The organism is Streptomyces olindensis, assembly GCF_040645895.1.
Lineage (GTDB): Bacteria > Actinomycetota > Actinomycetes > Streptomycetales > Streptomycetaceae > Streptomyces > Streptomyces olindensis.
In genome coordinates, this window is the sequence record NZ_JBEYZD010000116.1 from 1 (window position 1) to 15,708 (window position 15,708).

16 protein-coding genes are annotated in these 15,708 nt (G+C 72.2%); 12 read left to right on the top strand and 4 right to left on the bottom strand.

The window, feature by feature from the left end:
• From ABZ948_RS38940 to ABZ948_RS38955, 4 genes are all read left to right on the top strand, one after another.
• A partial coding sequence (locus ABZ948_RS38940) for an MBL fold metallo-hydrolase (protein ID WP_435857786.1) occupies nt 1–1,042 on the top strand: 1,042 nt, incomplete at its 5' end.
• A 180-nt stretch (nt 1,043–1,222) separates the two neighbouring features.
• Complete coding sequence (locus ABZ948_RS38945; protein ID WP_359767860.1) at nt 1,223–3,277, top strand: flavin monoamine oxidase family protein; 2,055 nt, start codon at nt 1,223–1,225, stop codon at nt 3,275–3,277.
• Entirely contained in the window at nt 3,274–5,115 is a 1,842-nt protein-coding gene (locus tag ABZ948_RS38950) for an alpha-keto acid decarboxylase family protein (protein WP_359767861.1), read from the top strand. The genes ABZ948_RS38945 and ABZ948_RS38950 overlap by 4 nt, the downstream gene beginning before the upstream one ends.
• Nucleotides 5,108–5,620 (top strand): inclusion body family protein, encoded by a 513-nt coding sequence (locus tag ABZ948_RS38955; RefSeq protein WP_359767862.1) that lies wholly within the window; start codon nt 5,108–5,110, stop codon nt 5,618–5,620. Before ABZ948_RS38950 ends, ABZ948_RS38955 begins: the two co-directional genes overlap by 8 nt.
• Nucleotides 5,621–5,659: 39 nt before the next feature.
• Here the strand turns inward: ABZ948_RS38955 and ABZ948_RS38960 are convergent, their stop codons facing one another.
• Nucleotides 5,660–5,935, bottom strand: coding sequence for a hypothetical protein (locus tag ABZ948_RS38960; RefSeq protein WP_359767863.1), 276 nt, complete (start codon nt 5,933–5,935; stop codon nt 5,660–5,662).
• A complete protein-coding gene (locus ABZ948_RS38965) occupies nt 5,932–6,753 on the bottom strand; it encodes a phytanoyl-CoA dioxygenase family protein (RefSeq protein ID WP_359767864.1) in 822 nt (273 codons plus the stop codon). Before ABZ948_RS38965 ends, ABZ948_RS38960 begins: the two co-directional genes overlap by 4 nt.
• 70 nt (nt 6,754–6,823) lie before the next feature.
• Here ABZ948_RS38965 and ABZ948_RS38970 point away from each other — a divergent pair, with 70 nt between their 5' ends.
• From ABZ948_RS38970 to ABZ948_RS38985, 4 genes are all read left to right on the top strand, one after another.
• Complete coding sequence (locus ABZ948_RS38970) at nt 6,824–7,609, top strand: AraC family transcriptional regulator (RefSeq protein ID WP_359767865.1); 786 nt, start codon at nt 6,824–6,826, stop codon at nt 7,607–7,609.
• Between the two features lie 106 nt (nt 7,610–7,715).
• Nucleotides 7,716–8,147 carry a hypothetical protein gene (locus ABZ948_RS38975; RefSeq protein WP_359767866.1) on the top strand — a complete coding sequence of 144 codons (432 nt, stop codon included), beginning with the start codon at nt 7,716–7,718 and terminating at the stop codon, nt 8,145–8,147.
• Between the two features lie 10 nt (nt 8,148–8,157).
• Nucleotides 8,158–9,105, top strand: coding sequence for an RNA polymerase sigma factor SigJ (sigJ, locus tag ABZ948_RS38980; protein ID WP_359767867.1), 948 nt, complete (start codon nt 8,158–8,160; stop codon nt 9,103–9,105).
• 103 nt (nt 9,106–9,208) lie between these two features.
• Complete coding sequence (locus ABZ948_RS38985; protein WP_359767868.1) at nt 9,209–10,408, top strand: NAD(P)/FAD-dependent oxidoreductase; 1,200 nt, start codon at nt 9,209–9,211, stop codon at nt 10,406–10,408.
• A gap of 57 nt (nt 10,409–10,465) precedes the next feature.
• Here ABZ948_RS38985 and ABZ948_RS38990 read toward each other — a convergent pair whose 3' ends face one another.
• The gene (locus tag ABZ948_RS38990; protein WP_359767869.1) at nt 10,466–11,392 is read right to left on the bottom strand and encodes a hypothetical protein; all 927 of its coding nucleotides are present in this window, start codon (nt 11,390–11,392) and stop codon (nt 10,466–10,468) included.
• A gap of 179 nt (nt 11,393–11,571) precedes the next feature.
• Nucleotides 11,572–12,171, bottom strand: a complete 600-nt coding sequence (locus ABZ948_RS38995) for a peptidase inhibitor family I36 protein (RefSeq protein WP_359767870.1) — start codon at nt 12,169–12,171, stop codon at nt 11,572–11,574.
• A gap of 305 nt (nt 12,172–12,476) precedes the next feature.
• Between ABZ948_RS38995 and ABZ948_RS39000 the strand changes: the two genes are divergently transcribed.
• The 4 genes from ABZ948_RS39000 to ABZ948_RS39015 form a co-directional block, all read left to right on the top strand.
• Nucleotides 12,477–13,487 carry an ArsR/SmtB family transcription factor gene (locus ABZ948_RS39000; protein ID WP_359767871.1) on the top strand — a complete coding sequence of 337 codons (1,011 nt, stop codon included), beginning with the start codon at nt 12,477–12,479 and terminating at the stop codon, nt 13,485–13,487.
• Nucleotides 13,488–13,694: 207 nt separating this feature from the next.
• Nucleotides 13,695–14,213 (top strand): toxin-antitoxin system HicB family antitoxin, encoded by a 519-nt coding sequence (locus ABZ948_RS39005; RefSeq protein ID WP_359767872.1) that lies wholly within the window; start codon nt 13,695–13,697, stop codon nt 14,211–14,213.
• Between the two features lie 113 nt (nt 14,214–14,326).
• Nucleotides 14,327–15,178, top strand: coding sequence for a DUF4097 family beta strand repeat-containing protein (locus tag ABZ948_RS39010; protein WP_359767873.1), 852 nt, complete (start codon nt 14,327–14,329; stop codon nt 15,176–15,178).
• Nucleotides 15,179–15,226: 48 nt separating this feature from the next.
• The coding region (locus ABZ948_RS39015; protein ID WP_359767874.1) for an ABC transporter ATP-binding protein at nt 15,227–15,708 on the top strand (482 nt) is incomplete at its 3' end.

Consider the following 15,708-nt stretch of genomic DNA (forward strand, 5'->3'; position numbering starts at 1 on the left):
CACGGGCACGCCCATGTGCACCGCCTCCGACGGAATGCCGATCGCGAGGGTGTCCGCGATCCCCGCGCCCCATTTGTTCAGCGTGGTGCACGCCACCACCGCCCACGCCGCCACGGACCGCCCCGCCGCCCCGCTCTTCGGCGCGCTGAACGAACAGTCCGCCGTCCGTACCCTCACCGTCGGCGACACGCGGCTCACGTACGTCGTCGACGGCGCGATGGAGCTGGACCCGGCCGGGTTCCTGCCCGCCGTGCCCGCCGCCTACTGGCGCGAGCACCCCGAGGCGCTGAACGGCTCCGGCCGGATCGCCGCCTCGGCGGGCGGGGTGCTCGTCGAGCGGGGCGGGCGACGGCTGCTGATCGACGCGGGGCTCGGCGGCAACGTGCTGTCCCCGGCGCTCGGCAGCTCCCGCGCGGGCGCGCTGCTGCGCACGCTCGGCCGCCTGCGGGTGCCGCCGGAGTCCGTCGACACGGTGGCCTTCACCCACCTGCACACCGACCACACCGGGCTGGGCTTCCGCACGGACGGCGGCGGGGCGCCCCGCAAGGCGTTCCCGCGCGCCGACTACCTGGTGGCCGCCGCCGAGTGGGAGCCGTTCTGGCGCCGCGAGATCGAGGTCGGTGCCCCCTCGTGGGACGGATTCATGGTCCCGATGTCGAAGGTGCTGCACAGGTTCGGGGACGGCGCCGAGGTGTGGCCCGGCGTCACCGCCCTGGTGACCCCGGGACACAGCCCCGGCCACACCACGTACGTCATCTCGGCCTCCGGGGGACGGCACGTGCTGGTCTTCGGCGACGCGTTCCACACCCCCGCCCAGCTGACCCACCCCGAGTGGCCCTCCGGGCCCGACACGGACACCGACGGGGTCCGCAGGGCCCGTGAAACCCTCCTGGCCCGCCTGCTCAGGCCCCGCACCCACGCCTTCGCCTTCCACTTCGGTGACCAGGCCTTCGGCCGCGTCGTCCGCGACGGCACGGGCGCCGCCCGGTGGCGCCCGGCCCCCGCCCGGAAGCTCCTGCCGCCGCCGATCAGGATGCCGTAATTCCGAAAGTGAATTCCTGGTCCGGGGTATTCCATTTCCCTTCCGCCCCTGCCGAACCATGCGTTCTCGAATAGGAATGCGAACAAGCTGAAATTCCGCCAAGCGATGCGATCGGCGTTTTCCGGACTTTGTGTTCCGGGAGACCACGGAACCGTTTTTCCATATCTACGATCGCAAGCTATGACCGACTCTTCCCGGGAGAACTCCGCCACCCGTGCGCGCTGGCAGACGTGTCTCCGGCTCGCCCGCGAACTCCTCCTCGTCGGGCCGGACGGCCAGGACCTCAAACTCCACTACCTGCACACCCTGATCGACACGGGCCGCCTCGGCCCCACCCGCCACCCGCGCAAGAAGATCCTCGTCATCGGCGCCGGAATCACCGGCCTGGTCGCCGGCCGATTACTCAAGGACGCCGGCCACGACGTCACCATTCTGGAAGCGAACGCCAGCCGGGTCGGCGGCCGCATCAAAACCTTCCGCGCCACCAAACACCACCAGCCCTTCGACGACCCGGCCCAGTACGCCGAGGCCGGCGCCATGCGGCTGCCCGACTTCCACCCGCTCGTCCTCGCCCTGGTCGACAAACTCGGGCTGGGCCGCCGCCAGTTCTACAACGTCGACGTGGACCCGGGCACCGGCAGCGGCCCCGACGTCCCCGTGCCCCCGGTGACGTACACGTCCTTCACCGGCCGGACGTGGACCTACGGCGACGACAGCCCCGACTTCCGCGAGCCCGACAAGCGCGGCAACTCCTGGATCCGCGCCAACCGCACCCAGGTGCGGCGCGCCGACTACGCCGCCGGTCCCGAGCGGATCAACGAGGGCTTCCACCTCACCGACGACGAAGTCCGCGCCCCCGTCGTGAAGATGGTCGACGACGCGCTGGAGAGCGTGCGTGACTACTACTCCGACGTCGTCGACGGCAAGCGCGTCAACAAGCCCCTCGACGAGTGGGTCGAGGGCTGGGCCCGGGTCATCCGCGACTTCGACGGCTACTCCATGGGCGGCTTCCTGCGCGACCACGCCGGGCTCAGCGACGAGGCGATCGAGGCCGTCGGAACCCTGGAGAACATGTCCTCGCGGCTGCACCTGTCGTTCTTCCACAGCTTCCTCAGCCGCAGCGACATCAACCCGGGCGTCCGCTACTGGGAGATACCCGGCGGCAGCTGGCGCCTGCCGCACGCCCTGTACGAGGGCCTGCGCGACGAGGTGCGGCTCGGGCACCGCATGATCCGGCTGGAGTTCCACGACCCCAGCCGCGACACCGACCCCGAGGGCACCGGCGCCGTCGGACCCGACGGCCGGGGCGTGGCCGTGCAGACCGTCGCCGAGGACGATCCACAGGCCCCGCCGCGCCTGTGGACCGCGGACCTGGCGATCGTCACGATCCCCTTCTCCGCCCTGCGCTTCGTGGAGATCGTCCCCTCGATGTCGTACAAGAAGCGCCGCGCGATCATCGAGACCCACTACGACCAGGCCACGAAGGTGCTGCTGGAGTTCAGCCACCGGTGGTGGGAGTTCACCGAGGACGACTGGCGGGAGGAACTCGACCGCATCGCGCCGGGGTTGTACGAGTACTACCGGCTGGGCGGTGAGCCGGGCACCGGTGAGGTCCTTTCGATCGCCGAGGCGGGGGCTCCCCCGGCGGTCAGCGGCCTGCTCGGCGCCGCCGTCAAGGACAGCAGCGTCACCGAGGAGATGCGGGAGCTGAACAGCGGCCTGCCGCTGCGCGGTCCGGCCGTGCGGCCCGCCACCCACTGCTTCGGCGGCGGCTCCGCGGCCGACAACCCCAACCGGTTCATGTACTACCCCTCGCACCGGGTCGAGGGCAGCACCGGCGGTGTCGTCCTCGCCTCGTACTGCTGGTCCGACGACGCCGCCCGCTGGGACTCCATGCGCGGCCCGGAGCGCTACGTCTACGCCCTGCGCAACCTCCAGGCCCTGCACGGCCGCCGGATCGAGGTGTTCTTCACCGGCCGCGGCGCCACCAAGAGCTGGGCCCGCGACCCCTACGCCTTCGGTGAGGCAGCCATCTACACCGCGCACCAGATGACCAGCTTCCACCTGGACGTCTCCCGGCCCGAGGGCCCGGTGCACTTCGCCGGCGAGCACACCTCCCTCAAGCACGCCTGGATCGAGGGCGCCCTGGAGAGCGCCGTCCGCGCCGCCCTCGCCGTCCATCAGGCCCCGCCGGTCACCACCCCGGGCCCGGACGCGGGGGAGGAGTGCCGGTGACCGCGATCGAACCGGAGTGCACGGTCGCCCGCCATCTCGCCCTGCGCCTGGCCGAGCTGGGCATCACCCATCTGTTCGGCGTCCCCGGCAACCACCTCGGGCCGTTCCTGACCGCCCTAAGGGCCGAGGGCGACGTCGAGTGGGTCGGCACCCCCACCGAGGGCGGCGCGGGCCAGGCCGCCGACGCCTACGCCCGCGTCCACGGCATCGGGGCGGCGGCGGTCACCTACAGCGTCGGCGCGTTCAACCTCCTCAACGCCTGCGGCGGCGCCTACGTGGAGCAGGTCCCGCTGGTCGCGATCAACGCCTCCCCGCCGTACGAGCAGTGGCAGAACTACCGCGCCCTCGGCCTGCTCACCTCGCACATGAGCCCGCGTGCCGAGAGCAACCTGGAGGCCTACCGGCAGGTCACCGTGGACGCCCAGGTCATCTCCAACCCGGGCCTCGCCCCGGGCCAGATCGACGCGGCGCTCACCGCGTGCCTCTCCGAGCGGCGGCCCGTCTACCTGGAGGTCATGGAGGACCTGTGGGACGAGCCGTGCCCCCCGCCGGAGGCGCCGCTCGTCCGCCGCGACCGGCCGTTCAGCGCCCGCAACCAGCCGATGCTGGACCATGCCGTGCAGGCGGTCCTCGCCCTGGTCGAGGAGCGTCCCGGCCCGGACGGCAGGCCCCGCCCGATCGTGTGGGCCGGTGAGGAGATCGACCGGTTCCGGCTCGGCGGGCAGCTCACCGACCTGGTGGAGGCGACCGGCGTGCCGTTCTGCACGACCGTCGGCGCCAAGGCCGTCGTCGACGAGGACCTGCCGCAGTTCCACGGCGTCTACAACGGCAAGGCCAGCCACCCCGACGTGCACGCGGTCTTCAAGGAGTGGGCCACCTGCCGGATCGGGCTCGGCGCCTGGTCCACGTCGAAGAACCTCGGCGGGGAGCAGTGCGTCGGCGACGACTGGGTGATGGCCGCGCGCGGCGGCGTCAGCGTCGGCACCTCCTACTTCCCCGACGTGCAGCTCGAACAGCTGCTGCCCGCGCTCCAGGACGCGCTGGTGAAGGCGTACGGCTCCGGGGGCCTGGAGGCCGACTACTACGCCGAGGCCCACGCCCACCACGGTCCGCGCGGCCACCGCCCGGCGGCCCTGGAACACCACCGGGCGTCACTGCGCAGCGCCCGCTCGGCCCGCCGGCACGGCGAACACCTCACGTACGACGGCGTGTTCGACCGGATCAACCACTTCCTGAACCACGAGACCGGGGAGGACTGGACGGTCGTCTCCGACGCGGCGTTCTCCCTCATCGGCTCGATGAACCTGTCCCTGCCCGCGGGCGGGTTCCTCTCCCAGGTGAGCTGGCTGTCCATCGGCTGGTCGGTCGGCGCGGCCACCGGCGCCGCCCTCGCACCCGAGCGCGGGGAGGCCCGCCCGATGGTCTTCGTCGGCGACGGCGCCTTCCAGGAGACCTGTCAGGAGCTGTCCACGCACACCAGGCTGGGGCTGCGCTCGGTGGTGTTCGTCATGGACAACGGTCACTTCTACGGCATCGAGCAGATGCTGGTGCACCCGTCGTACTACGCCGGCCGGGATCACGAACCCGACCACTACAACGTCCTGCACCCCTGGCACTACGACCGCCTCGCGGATGTCTTCGCCGGCCGGGAGACCCCGGCGAACGGGGCGGTCATCGCGCACGCCGCGGAACTGGACGAACTCCTGGAACGCCTTTCCGACCCGACCGACCCGCTCAACGCCGGACCACTCCTGGTCCGGGTCCGCCTGCACCGGCACGACTACCCGCGGGCGATGGCCTACAAGGTCCCGAAGAAGAAGGAGCAGGGAAATGGCTGACATCAACGTCATGATCGCGTTCGACGCGGCCACGATCGTCGAACGGAATCCCAACGCGTCGAGGAACCCCGACCAGCCGACCTACGTCGACACCAGCCTGATCTACATGACGACGCGCCACGACCACATCATCGGCACCTCGGGCGCGGAGTTGAACCTCCGGGCCGAACCCGGGGACACCATCAAGTGGCGGGAGACGACGCTGTCGCTCGGCAGCGACTACAAGGCGCTGCTGTACCGGTACGTGAGCAGCGACCCCGGACACACGCTCATCAGGACGCCGGAGATCGAGTTGATCGAAACCCGTTATCCGATACCGCAGGAGGGCACCGAGGGCAAGCCGGATCTGTTCACCTACCAGACGTACCAGGACCACTACTGGCGCACGACCGTCAAGAAGGTCGGCAAGGTCGTGTACCACTTCTACTTCCAGATCCTGGACCGCCACCGCAACGTGAAGGGCTACTTCCAGTGGGACCCCTTCATCACCATCGAGGACGCCTGAGGTGTAGCGGCCCCCGTCGGCGGACGGGGGCCGCTGCCCTCACCCCTCCACAAGCCTCTCGAAGAAGAACTCGTGCTTGAGGAACGACGTCTCGTGTTCCGCTCCGGGGTACGGCGGGATGAGCTGGGCGGCCTGGAAGAGGCGCCAGCCGTCCTGGAGGGCGGCGACGCCCGTGGGGTAGGGGGGTTCGTCGCTGTCGCCGGTCGTGGGGTGGGCGGTGCCCGTGCCGTCGTAGCGGGACCAGCCGACGACGGGGGAGTCGAGGGCGGAGTTGTCCAGGTAGAGGACGAGGACCTGCTGTCGGGTGGTGGTCACGCGCTGCTCCTCGCGAGGGCGGGCCGGTTGGTGATGCGGGTGGCCCAGTAGTCGATGTCGAAGCCGGGGTCGGCGGACAGGGAGCGCCACAGCCCGACGCGGTTGTGGATCTCCAGGCGGCCGGTGGCCTGCTCGTACCAGGGGAACGTGCGCCGCAGCTCCTCGCTGACGGCGGGGGCGTGCAGGTCCGCCGTGTCCCACAACCGCACCTGCGGCACGGTCGGGTTGAAGCGGATCTTGTACATGTGGCGGGCGGTGTCGCCGTCGTTGCGCCGGCCGCCGTGCCAGATCCCGTGGTGCAGCAGCAGGACCGTGCCGGCCGGGCAGGTCAGCCGGATCTGCCCGCGCAGGTTCTGGTAGCGGCCGGTGTCGGACTCGTTGATGCGGCGCAGATGGCTGCCGGGGACGACGAGCGTGCCGCCCATCTCGGCGGTGACCGCCCGCGGGTAGTACATGAGCTGCACGTCGAACGCCTCGGTCCGCAGATCGATGAGCGCGTCGGCGTGCAGGGGCTGCGCGCTGCCCTCGTGGGGCAGACGGGTGTGCACGAAGTGGTGGTCGACGGTCGGGTCCGGCCCGACCAGGCTCTCCAACGCGCCCGCGACGGCGGGAAGTTCGACGAGCCTGCGGGCGAAGGACCCCTCGGGGAACGCCTCCGGCACGGGCGTGCCGTACGGCACGGAGGGCAGCCCGGCGGCGAACACGCCGAGCGCCTCCTCGTTCATCTCCGGCGGGACGACGTCGTCGAGGCGCAGGAAGCCGTGCGCCACGAACCGCGCCACCTGGACGGAGCTCAGCAGCTGTTTTGTGGTTGACATGAAGCAAACGTAGGGAGGGATGCCGTGTGAGTCGTGGGTTGTAATCGGCGGGTGCTGGTAGATTTTCACCATGACCTCGGATGTCGAGCTGGCCCTCGACCTGCCGCCCGACCGGGTGCACGCGGGCGTGGGCGTCCACGGCTCGGCCGGCCCGCACGAGGTCTTCCGCCTCCCGCACCTGTGGCAGCTCCACCTCTACGGCTACTCCGGCACCCTGGAGTTCGGCGGCGCACGGCACCCGATCCGCCCGGGGCACGTGAGCCTCGTACCGCCGGGCACGGAGGTGCACTTCCACTACGACGCCCCGCGCTGCGAGCACCTGTACGCGCACTTCCGGCTGCCGGGCGACGGTGAGAGGCGCCGGGTCCCGGTGATGCAGGACGCCGGTGCGGACGCGGCCGCGCTGAGCGGACTGCTGCGGCAGACGATCACGGCGGGCGCGCGGTCGCCGGCCCGGGCCTCGGCGGAACTGTGGACGGTGCTGTGGCGCACCACCGGTCTGACCGACGCCGGGGAGGACCCCACGGGGGCCCGCCACCCCGCGCTGCGGACGGCCATGGCCCACATCGAGGAGCACCTGGCCGACCCCCTGAGCGTCCCGGAGATCGCCCGTGCCGCCGGGGTGTCGCACACGCACCTGACGCGGCTGTTCCGCGAGGACACCGGGCACACGGTCGTCGGCTACGTGCGGCGCCGCCGCATGGCACGGGCCCGGCACCTGCTGATCGCCTCGACCCTGGCGATCCCGGCGGTCGCCGCGACCGTCGGCATCCCCGACCTCCAGGCGTTCAACAAGACCTGCCGCAGGGAACTGGGCGCCTCGCCGCGTGCCGTACGGAACGCCGCGGGCGCCTGAGACCGACGGTTTCGGCGAGGTCGGCGAGAACGGCTTGAAGGCACCTGACGAACAGCCGGCGCGGGGGGACAATCCCTGTCCAGGGAACTCGGAAGGAAGCGCCGGCATGATCGAGTGGATACCTCTGGCCACCGGAGCCAGGCCCGTCCCGCAGCCCGTGGCGACCCCGCTGGTCTGGGCGGGAGCCTTCGCCGGCGCACTGGGCCTGGTGGCGCTCATCAACACCGTGGCGGGACCCGACCGGCCCGAACTGGCCCTGACCGCGCTGTCCTTGCTGGCCGCCGTGCTCGGCCTGTGCGCACGCTTCACGGCGGCCCCCGGCACGGCCGTGCTCTGCTGGCTCTTCCTCAACGGCTTCGCCATCCCGCCCGCCGGCACCCTCACCTGGGCCGGGCACCGCGACACCACCTGGCTCGCCTGCCTGCTCACCGCCGCCCTCGTCGGCACCTCCCTGGCCCGCCTCGCCCACGCCCGCGCCGCCTACCGCCGCCTCGCCCCGGGCAACGGCCGCCACGACGACCCGGGCCACGGGAGTTAGGATCCCGGCCATGGCCATGACCCTGCACGACGTGGACCGGTTCGAGGCGTCCAGGCCCCGCCTGGAGGCCATCGCCTACCGCCTCCTCGGCTCCGCGAGCGAGGCCGAGGACGCCGTGCAGGAGACGTATCTGCGCTGGCAGGCCTCCGACGTCGAGCACATCCAGGTCCCCGAGGCCTGGCTGACGAAGGTGCTCACCAACCTCTGCCTCAACCAGCTCACCTCGGCCCGTGCCCGGCGCGAGACCTACGTCGGGCAGTGGCTGCCCGAGCCGCTGCTCGCCGGGGACCCGATGCTCGGCCCCGCCGACACCGCCGAACAGCGCGAATCGGTCTCGTACGCGGTCCTCGCCCTGCTGGAGCGCCTGTCCCCGAACGAGCGGGCGGTGTACGTGCTGCGGGAGGCCTTCGACTACCCGCACCGGGAGATCGCCGCGATCCTCGACATCACCGAGGCCGCCAGCCAGCAGATCCTGCACCGCGCCAAGAAGCACGTCGCCGACGGCAAGGCCCGCACCGAGGTCGACGAGGCCGCCGCCCGGCGGATCGTCGAGGAGTTCCTCGCGGCCGCCACCAGCGGCCGCACCGAGCCGCTCGTGCGGCTGCTCACCCAGGACGCCGTCTCGATCGGCGACGGCGGCGGGAAGGTCCCGGCCCGGGCCAAGGCGTTCGAGGGCGCCCTCGCGGTCGCGAAGTTCATGCGGGGCCTGTTCAAGCCGAGCCAGGCCAAGCGCGCCCTGGTCGGCGGCTCCCCCGAGGTCTACGCCACGACCGCCAACGGCGGCCCGGCCATCGTGGCGGTCGTGGACGGCCGGGTCGTCGGCATCACCTGCCTGGAGGTCACCGCCGACGGCATCGCCGCGTTCCGCAGCCAGGTCAACCCGGACAAGCTCGAACGGGCGACCGCGCACTGGGCCGCGACCGACCACGGCGAACCCCTCCTCCGCGCCGCCTTCTGATGAGGGTGTGAGCTGCTTCACACCGGATTCCTGTCAGGAAACCGCGGGCCGCCCGGTTCAAGGGGCGAATCCGCTCACGGTTGCTCACGACAGGAGCCAGGACATGCAGCACCGCATCGTCGTCCTCGGGGCCGGCTACACCGGCGCCACCGCCGCCGGGCGCCTCGCCAAGCGGCTGCACCGCGAAGACGTCGCCATCACTCTGGTCAACGCCGAGCCCGACTTCGTCGAACGCGTCCGGATGCACCAGCTCGCCGTCGGCCAGGACCTCAGGCCCCGGCCCTTCGGCGAGATGTTCGCGGGCACCGGCGTCACCCTGAAGCTCGCGAAGGTCACCGGCGTCGACGTCGACGGCAGGACCGTCACCGTCACCGACGCCCGGGGCAGCGAGGAAGTGCTGGCGTACGACACCCTCGTGTACGCCCTCGGCAGCGGCTGGGACGACCAGGGCGTCCCCGGCACCGCCGAGCACGCCCACGAGATCGCCGGCCGGCAGGGCGCGCTCCGGCTGCGCGAGCGCCTGGCCCGGCTGGAGGCCGGACAGCCCGTGGTCGTGGTCGGCGGCGGCCTCACCGGCCTGGAGGCCGCGACCGAGATCGCCGAGGCCCGACCGGACCTCGACGTCGCCCTCGCCGCCCGCGACGGCCTCGGCGACTGGCTCTCGCCCAAGGGCCGCCGGCACCTGCGGAAGGTCTTCGACCGGCTCGGCATCACCGTGCACGAGCACGCCGCGGTCACCGCGGTCGAGGCCGGCCACGTCGGCACCGCCGAGGGCGGGCGGATCCCCGCCGCCGTCACCGTGTGGACCACCGGCTTCGCCGTCCACCCGATCGCGCGGGCCACCACCCTGGAGGTGACCGACACCGGCCGGATCCTGGTCGACCGGACCATGCGCTCCCTCTCGCACCCGGACGTGTACGCCGTCGGCGACGCGGCCCTGGCGATGGGCCCCGGCGACAAGCCGCTGCGCATGTCGTGCGCCTCGGGCGTCCCGATGGCCTGGCAGGCCGCCGACGCCATCGCGGCCCGCCTGACCGGCGGGAAGCTCCCGAACGTGCCGCTGCGCTACTTCAACCAGTGCATCTCGCTGGGCCGCAGGGAAGGCCTCATCCAGTACGTCACCGCCGACGACCGGGCCGTCGGGGCGGCGCTGACCGGACGGCTCGCCGCCGTCTACAAGGAACTGATCTGCAAGGGCGCGGCCTGGGGCGTCGCCCACCCGGCCATCGGCATGCCGGCCCGGCGCCGCCGCGTGACCCAGGCGCCGGCCGCGACGGGCGCGCTGGTCGGGGAGTCGGCCTGACCCGCGCGGGCCCCCGGGTCACCGACCCGGGGGCCCGGGGCCTGCCGCGTCCCGGGATCAGGACTTGGACAGGGTGATCTGGGACTCCTGCTGGCCGGTGTCGGCCGTCACCGGGTAGTCGCGGTCGTCCGCCCGGGCCCTGCTGCGCAGTGTCGCGGTGCCGGGCTGGAAGGACGTGCCGGGCTCGATGCTGCTGAGGGTGACGGACCACGGGACGGGCGCGCCGGGCGTGCAGGCCACGGTCGCCTGGTAGGACGCGCCGGGTGTCGCCTTCTTCTGGATCTGGAAGACCTGGCCCGACAGCGCGACGCTCGCGGGCTTGTTGCACGTCACCGTGCCGCCGACGGTGATCTTCCCGTCCGGGACGTCGACCGTGCCCTCGGGGGCGGTGTTCATCTGCAGGGACAGCTCGGCCGGCGGCTCCGGCATGACCGCGTGCACCTCACCGCGCAGCGGCACCGTCGACCCGTTGCAGTACTGCTCGAAGGTGGCGTCGAGTGCGCGGACGTAGCCGTAGGGGCCGAACGAGATGTTCTGGACGGTGAACGAGCCGGTGCTGGTGTTGCACCACTTCTCGGTGCCGTTGTCGGTCCCGCTGAACACCATCTCCGGGTCCTCCGGCTGCGCGTAGGGCCACTGCTTCACGCCGGTGTACGTGGTGCCCGAGGTCAGCCGCTGCCCGTCGGGAGCGGCGATGTTGAGGCGCCAGAGCGTGCCCTCCTGCGCGTCGACCGCGACGGTGAGGGCGTTGCCGTCCGTGCTGCCCTGGACGTCGAACAGCTGGACCGAACCGGCCGAGTACGAGTACGACTGGCCGCCCGTCATGGGCTCGCCCGCCTCGCCTCCGAAGCTCAGCGTGCCCGACTGCGCGGGATGGGCCTGCGCGGTCCCGGCCAGCGGCGCGGCCGTGAGCGCGATCGTCAGGGCCGTCACCACGCCCATCGCCCGGGTCAGCACACGTCTCGGCAGGGCGCTTCTCGCCATGGTCCCCCCAAGGGAATCGTTTCCGTAGCGGCTGCGGCGCGGCTCGGCCGCGGCACAGCTCAGGGGGCCGGCGGGCCCCACTGTAGAAGCGCCCGTCTCGCATCAACCGTCACAGCACACAGCCGGCCGCACACGCGAAACGGCCTCCCCCGGGCGAGCGGGGGAGGCCGGTGGGCGCGTCAGCAGACCCGGATGCCGTCGGCCTTGTCGTTGTCGGCGTTGCCGACGTAGGAACTCCGCGAGGGGGCGGTGGAGGACCAGATCTGGGACCAGCCGCTGCTGGTCCAGTTGTAGACCCGGGTCACCGTTCCCCGGGTCTGGTTGTTGTGCCAGGACGACGCCTTGTCGTTGAAGTCGTAGTCCGCGAGGTTGTTGAAGGCACAGTCCTGCCAGGTCAGCCGGCGGCCGTCGTAGTCGTCGTGCTCGTACAGGCAGGTCCAGGTGTACGAGCAGTTGGCCGTCCCGAGCGTCCCGACGGGCTCGTCCACGGCGCGGGCCTGCTTCTCGCCGGGCAGCGGGAACGTCATGATCGTCTTGCCGCCGCGCCAGGCGACCTGGTTGACGCCGATCTGCTCGCCACCCGGTGTGAAGGCCATCTGCCGGTCGATCTGCTTCTGCAGGGCGGCGACCTCCCGCTGGTCGAGACCGGCGCGCTCCGCCTGGGCCGCGATCGTGCGGTCGAGCGTGGTCGAGGCGGAGGCGGAGGTCGGGCCGGCCAGACCGACCGCGGTCAGGGAGGCCGCGGAAACGGCGACCGCCAGCTTGGTTCTCGTACGCACAGGAATCGTGTCCCTTCCGGTCGTGGAACGCTGTGGGCGGAACAGGGTCAGCGCCGCGGCCCGCCAGGGCCTCTCGTCGCACGCCCCGCTGCTCGGGGCCGGGCGATGACACGGACCACGTTGCCCGCCGGGCGCCGCTGATCGGCAGCTCTCCCGAGGTAGCGCAATTCTGGGACAGCGAACGGCAGTTGTGCTATGGCGACAGGTGTTGACACGTGACACCGTGACCCGGCGCGCCGCTTTGAGATCCCGCGCCGCTCCCGGGCACGCTGCGAGACCAGCGGCACCGAATCGGGGGAATCGACGTGCTCCGCATCCATGTCACCGGTGAGGACCTCGGGCGCATCCGGCTCGCCAGGCAGCCGGACGCCCTGTGGGAAACCGTGCTGAGCCTGCACCAGCTGATCCGTCCGGATCCCTTCTTCGCGCCGTGGTACCGCCGTACCCGCACGGCCCTGGCCGCGGCCGGCGCGGGGCACGAGGTCCGGATGCTCGCCGCCCTGGCACCGCGCACCTCGTACTTCCCGGACTTCCTCACCCCGGCCGGCGGCGCGGGTGCCGAACCCGGCTTCTCGGCGGGCCTGGACCTGGTGCTCTCCACCGGCAAGGACCGGCTGCGCACGGACATCACCCGCCTCACCGCCGGCGGGCCCCGTCCGTCCGGGTGGTTCGACGACATCGCCGCGGGCCGCCTCCCCGCGCTGCGCCGCCTCGGCACCATGCTGCGGCGCTACCACGACATCGCCGTGACGCCGCACGCCGCCGCCTCGGCGGCCTCGGTCCAGAGCGACGTGGGACAGCGGGGGCGCGAGGTGCTGGAGCACGGCAGCGAGAGCGTGCTGTCCGGTCTGGGACCCACCACCCGGTGGAATCCGCCCGTCCTGGAGATCGACTATCCCGTCGAGCGGCACGTCCACCTGGACGGCCGCGGCCTGACGATCATCCCCAGCTTCTTCTGCCACGACCACCCCATCACGCTCGCCCTCCCCGAGCTTCCGCCGGTGCTGGTGTACCCGGTGGCCCGGAAGCCCCTGTGGATTCCGGAACCGGAGGCCGGATCCCGGCACGGGGCCGCCCTGGACGAGGTGCTCGGAGCCACCCGTGCCGCCGTGCTGCGCTGCCTCGACATCGGCCACAGCACCACCGCCCTGGCGGCCCGCCTCCACATCTCCCCGACGGCGGCCAGCCGCCACGCCACCGCACTGCGCGCGGCGGGCCTGGTCACCACGGAACGCCGGGGAGCCTCCGTACGGCACAGCCGCACCTCGCTGGGCACGGACCTGGTCCACGGGAGGGGGCACCGGCGCGTGCCCTAGTCGTGTCCTTGGGCGGGCATGGCACCCCATGGCGCCAAGTGGCACCACCTGATGCCGCTTGGCGCCATGGGGTGCCATGTGGCGCCAGGCCTCTTGTCTCGGCGTTGTCGCAGGTGGAGAGCCCGGAGATCGCCTGCCTCCCCCTGCCTCCGTCCAGGGCGCCAAAGAGGCTTGCGTGTGGCGCCATTGTGGTGCCATGATGGCGTCATGGACCTCACCCCGTATGTCGACACCCTCCGCCGCGAACTCGCGGTGGCCGCCGAGGCCGGCGGCGAGGATGCCCGCGAGCTGGCCGAGCGGCTCACCGCTCCCCTGGAGTCGGCGACCCGGCTGACGCTGCTCAACGTGCTCTCCGCCGCGATGGACGAGATCACCCGCGAACTCGCCCCGGGCTCGGTCGACGTACGGCTGCGCGGGCTCGACCCCGACTTCGTGGTGACACCGCCACCCACCTACGGCAGCGCCCCCGCGGAACGGGTCGCGCCCGCCGAACCGGTCCGGGGGCAGGCGCCCGCCGATGGCGACGAAGGCGGCACCGCCCGCGTCAACCTGCGGCTGCCGGCCCACCTCAAGGCCCGCGCCGAGGAGGCCGCGACCCGCGAGGGCCTGTCGGTCAACGCGTGGCTGGTGCGCGCCGTGTCGGCCGCGGTCGACGGCGGTGCCCGGCCGCACACGACGGACACGGCCCGCACCATCGGACAGAGCTTCACCGGCTGGGTGCGCTAGCGGCACCCCCTCTCACTCGCACCCCTCGCACTCGCACCCCCTCGCACTCGCTCCACTTCACACCACGTCCCACCAGTGGGGACGCCCCAAGGACTCAAGAGGACGGGACAGCCATGCCTTCTTTCGACACCCCGGAACCGATCTCGGTCACCGCCCATGTGCCCGCCGCCGCCATCCGGTTCACCGCGGGCGACCGCGCCGACACGGTCGTCGAGGTGCGGCCCCGCGACCCGAAGCGGGACAAGGACGTACGGACCGCCGAACAGACCGAGGTCGGCTACGCGAACGGCGTCCTGACCATCAGGACGCTGCCCAGGCGCCGCACGCTCCTCGGACCCAACGGTCTCGTCGACGTGACGGTCGAGCTGCCGGCGGGCTCGGACGTCGACGTGTCCGGCGGCTCCTGGGCCCAGGTGCTCGGCGAGGGCCGGCTCGGCGAGGTGCGCGTGAAGACCTCCAGCGGTGAGGTGCGCCTCGACACCACCGGCCCGCTCACCCTGAGCGTGACACACGGGCCGGTCACGGTGGACCGCGTCGAGGGGCCGGCCGAGATCACCAGCAGCACCGGCCACGTGCGCGTCGGCACCGTCGCCGGCCCCGCCGTCCTGAAGAACTCGCACGGCAACACGACCGTCGGCGTCGTGACCGGCGAGCTGCGGGTGAGCGGCGCCAACGGCGCCATCGACATCGCACACGCCGAGGCGTCGGTCACCGGCACCAGCACCAACGGCCCGCTGCGCGTGGCCGAAGTCGCCCGCGGCGATGTCCAGTTGGAGACCTCCAACGGTTCCATCGAGATCGGCATCCGCCAGGGCACCGCCGCCTGGCTCGACGTCAGCTCCAACCGCGGTCAGGTGCGCAACAGGCTCGCCGCGTCCGAGGCCCCGGAGCAGACCGAGGACAGCGTGAAGATCCGCGCACGGACCAACTGGGGCAACATCGACGTCCTCCGCGCCCAGGCCTGACCAGCACCGCGTCCCCCGCCCACTCCAGCCTCTTCCCACGGAGGGCCCATGCCCGCTTCTGTCATGTCCACGTCCTGCCCGGGGGGTGGTCGGCCGTCCCCGGCCGCCGTCTCCGCCACCGGGCTGCGCAAGTCCTACGGCGACAAGACCGTCCTGGACGGCATCGACCTGCACATCCCGGCCGGGTCCGTGTTCGCGCTGCTCGGTCCGAACGGGGCCGGCAAGACCACCGCCGTGAAGATCCTCTCCACCCTCGTCACCGCCGACGGCGGACAGGCCCGGGTCGCCGGCCACGACCTGACCACCCAGGCCCAGGCCGTACGCGCCGCGATCGGGGTCACCGGGCAGTTCTCCGCCGTCGACGGACTGATCACCGGCGAGGAGAACATGCTCCTCATGGCCGACCTGCACCACCTGCCCAAGCACGAAGGACGGCGGGTCGCGGCGGAGTTACTGGACCGCTTCGACCTCACCGAGGCGGCGAGGAAACCCGCCTCCACCTACTCCGGCGGCATGAAACGCCGCCTGGA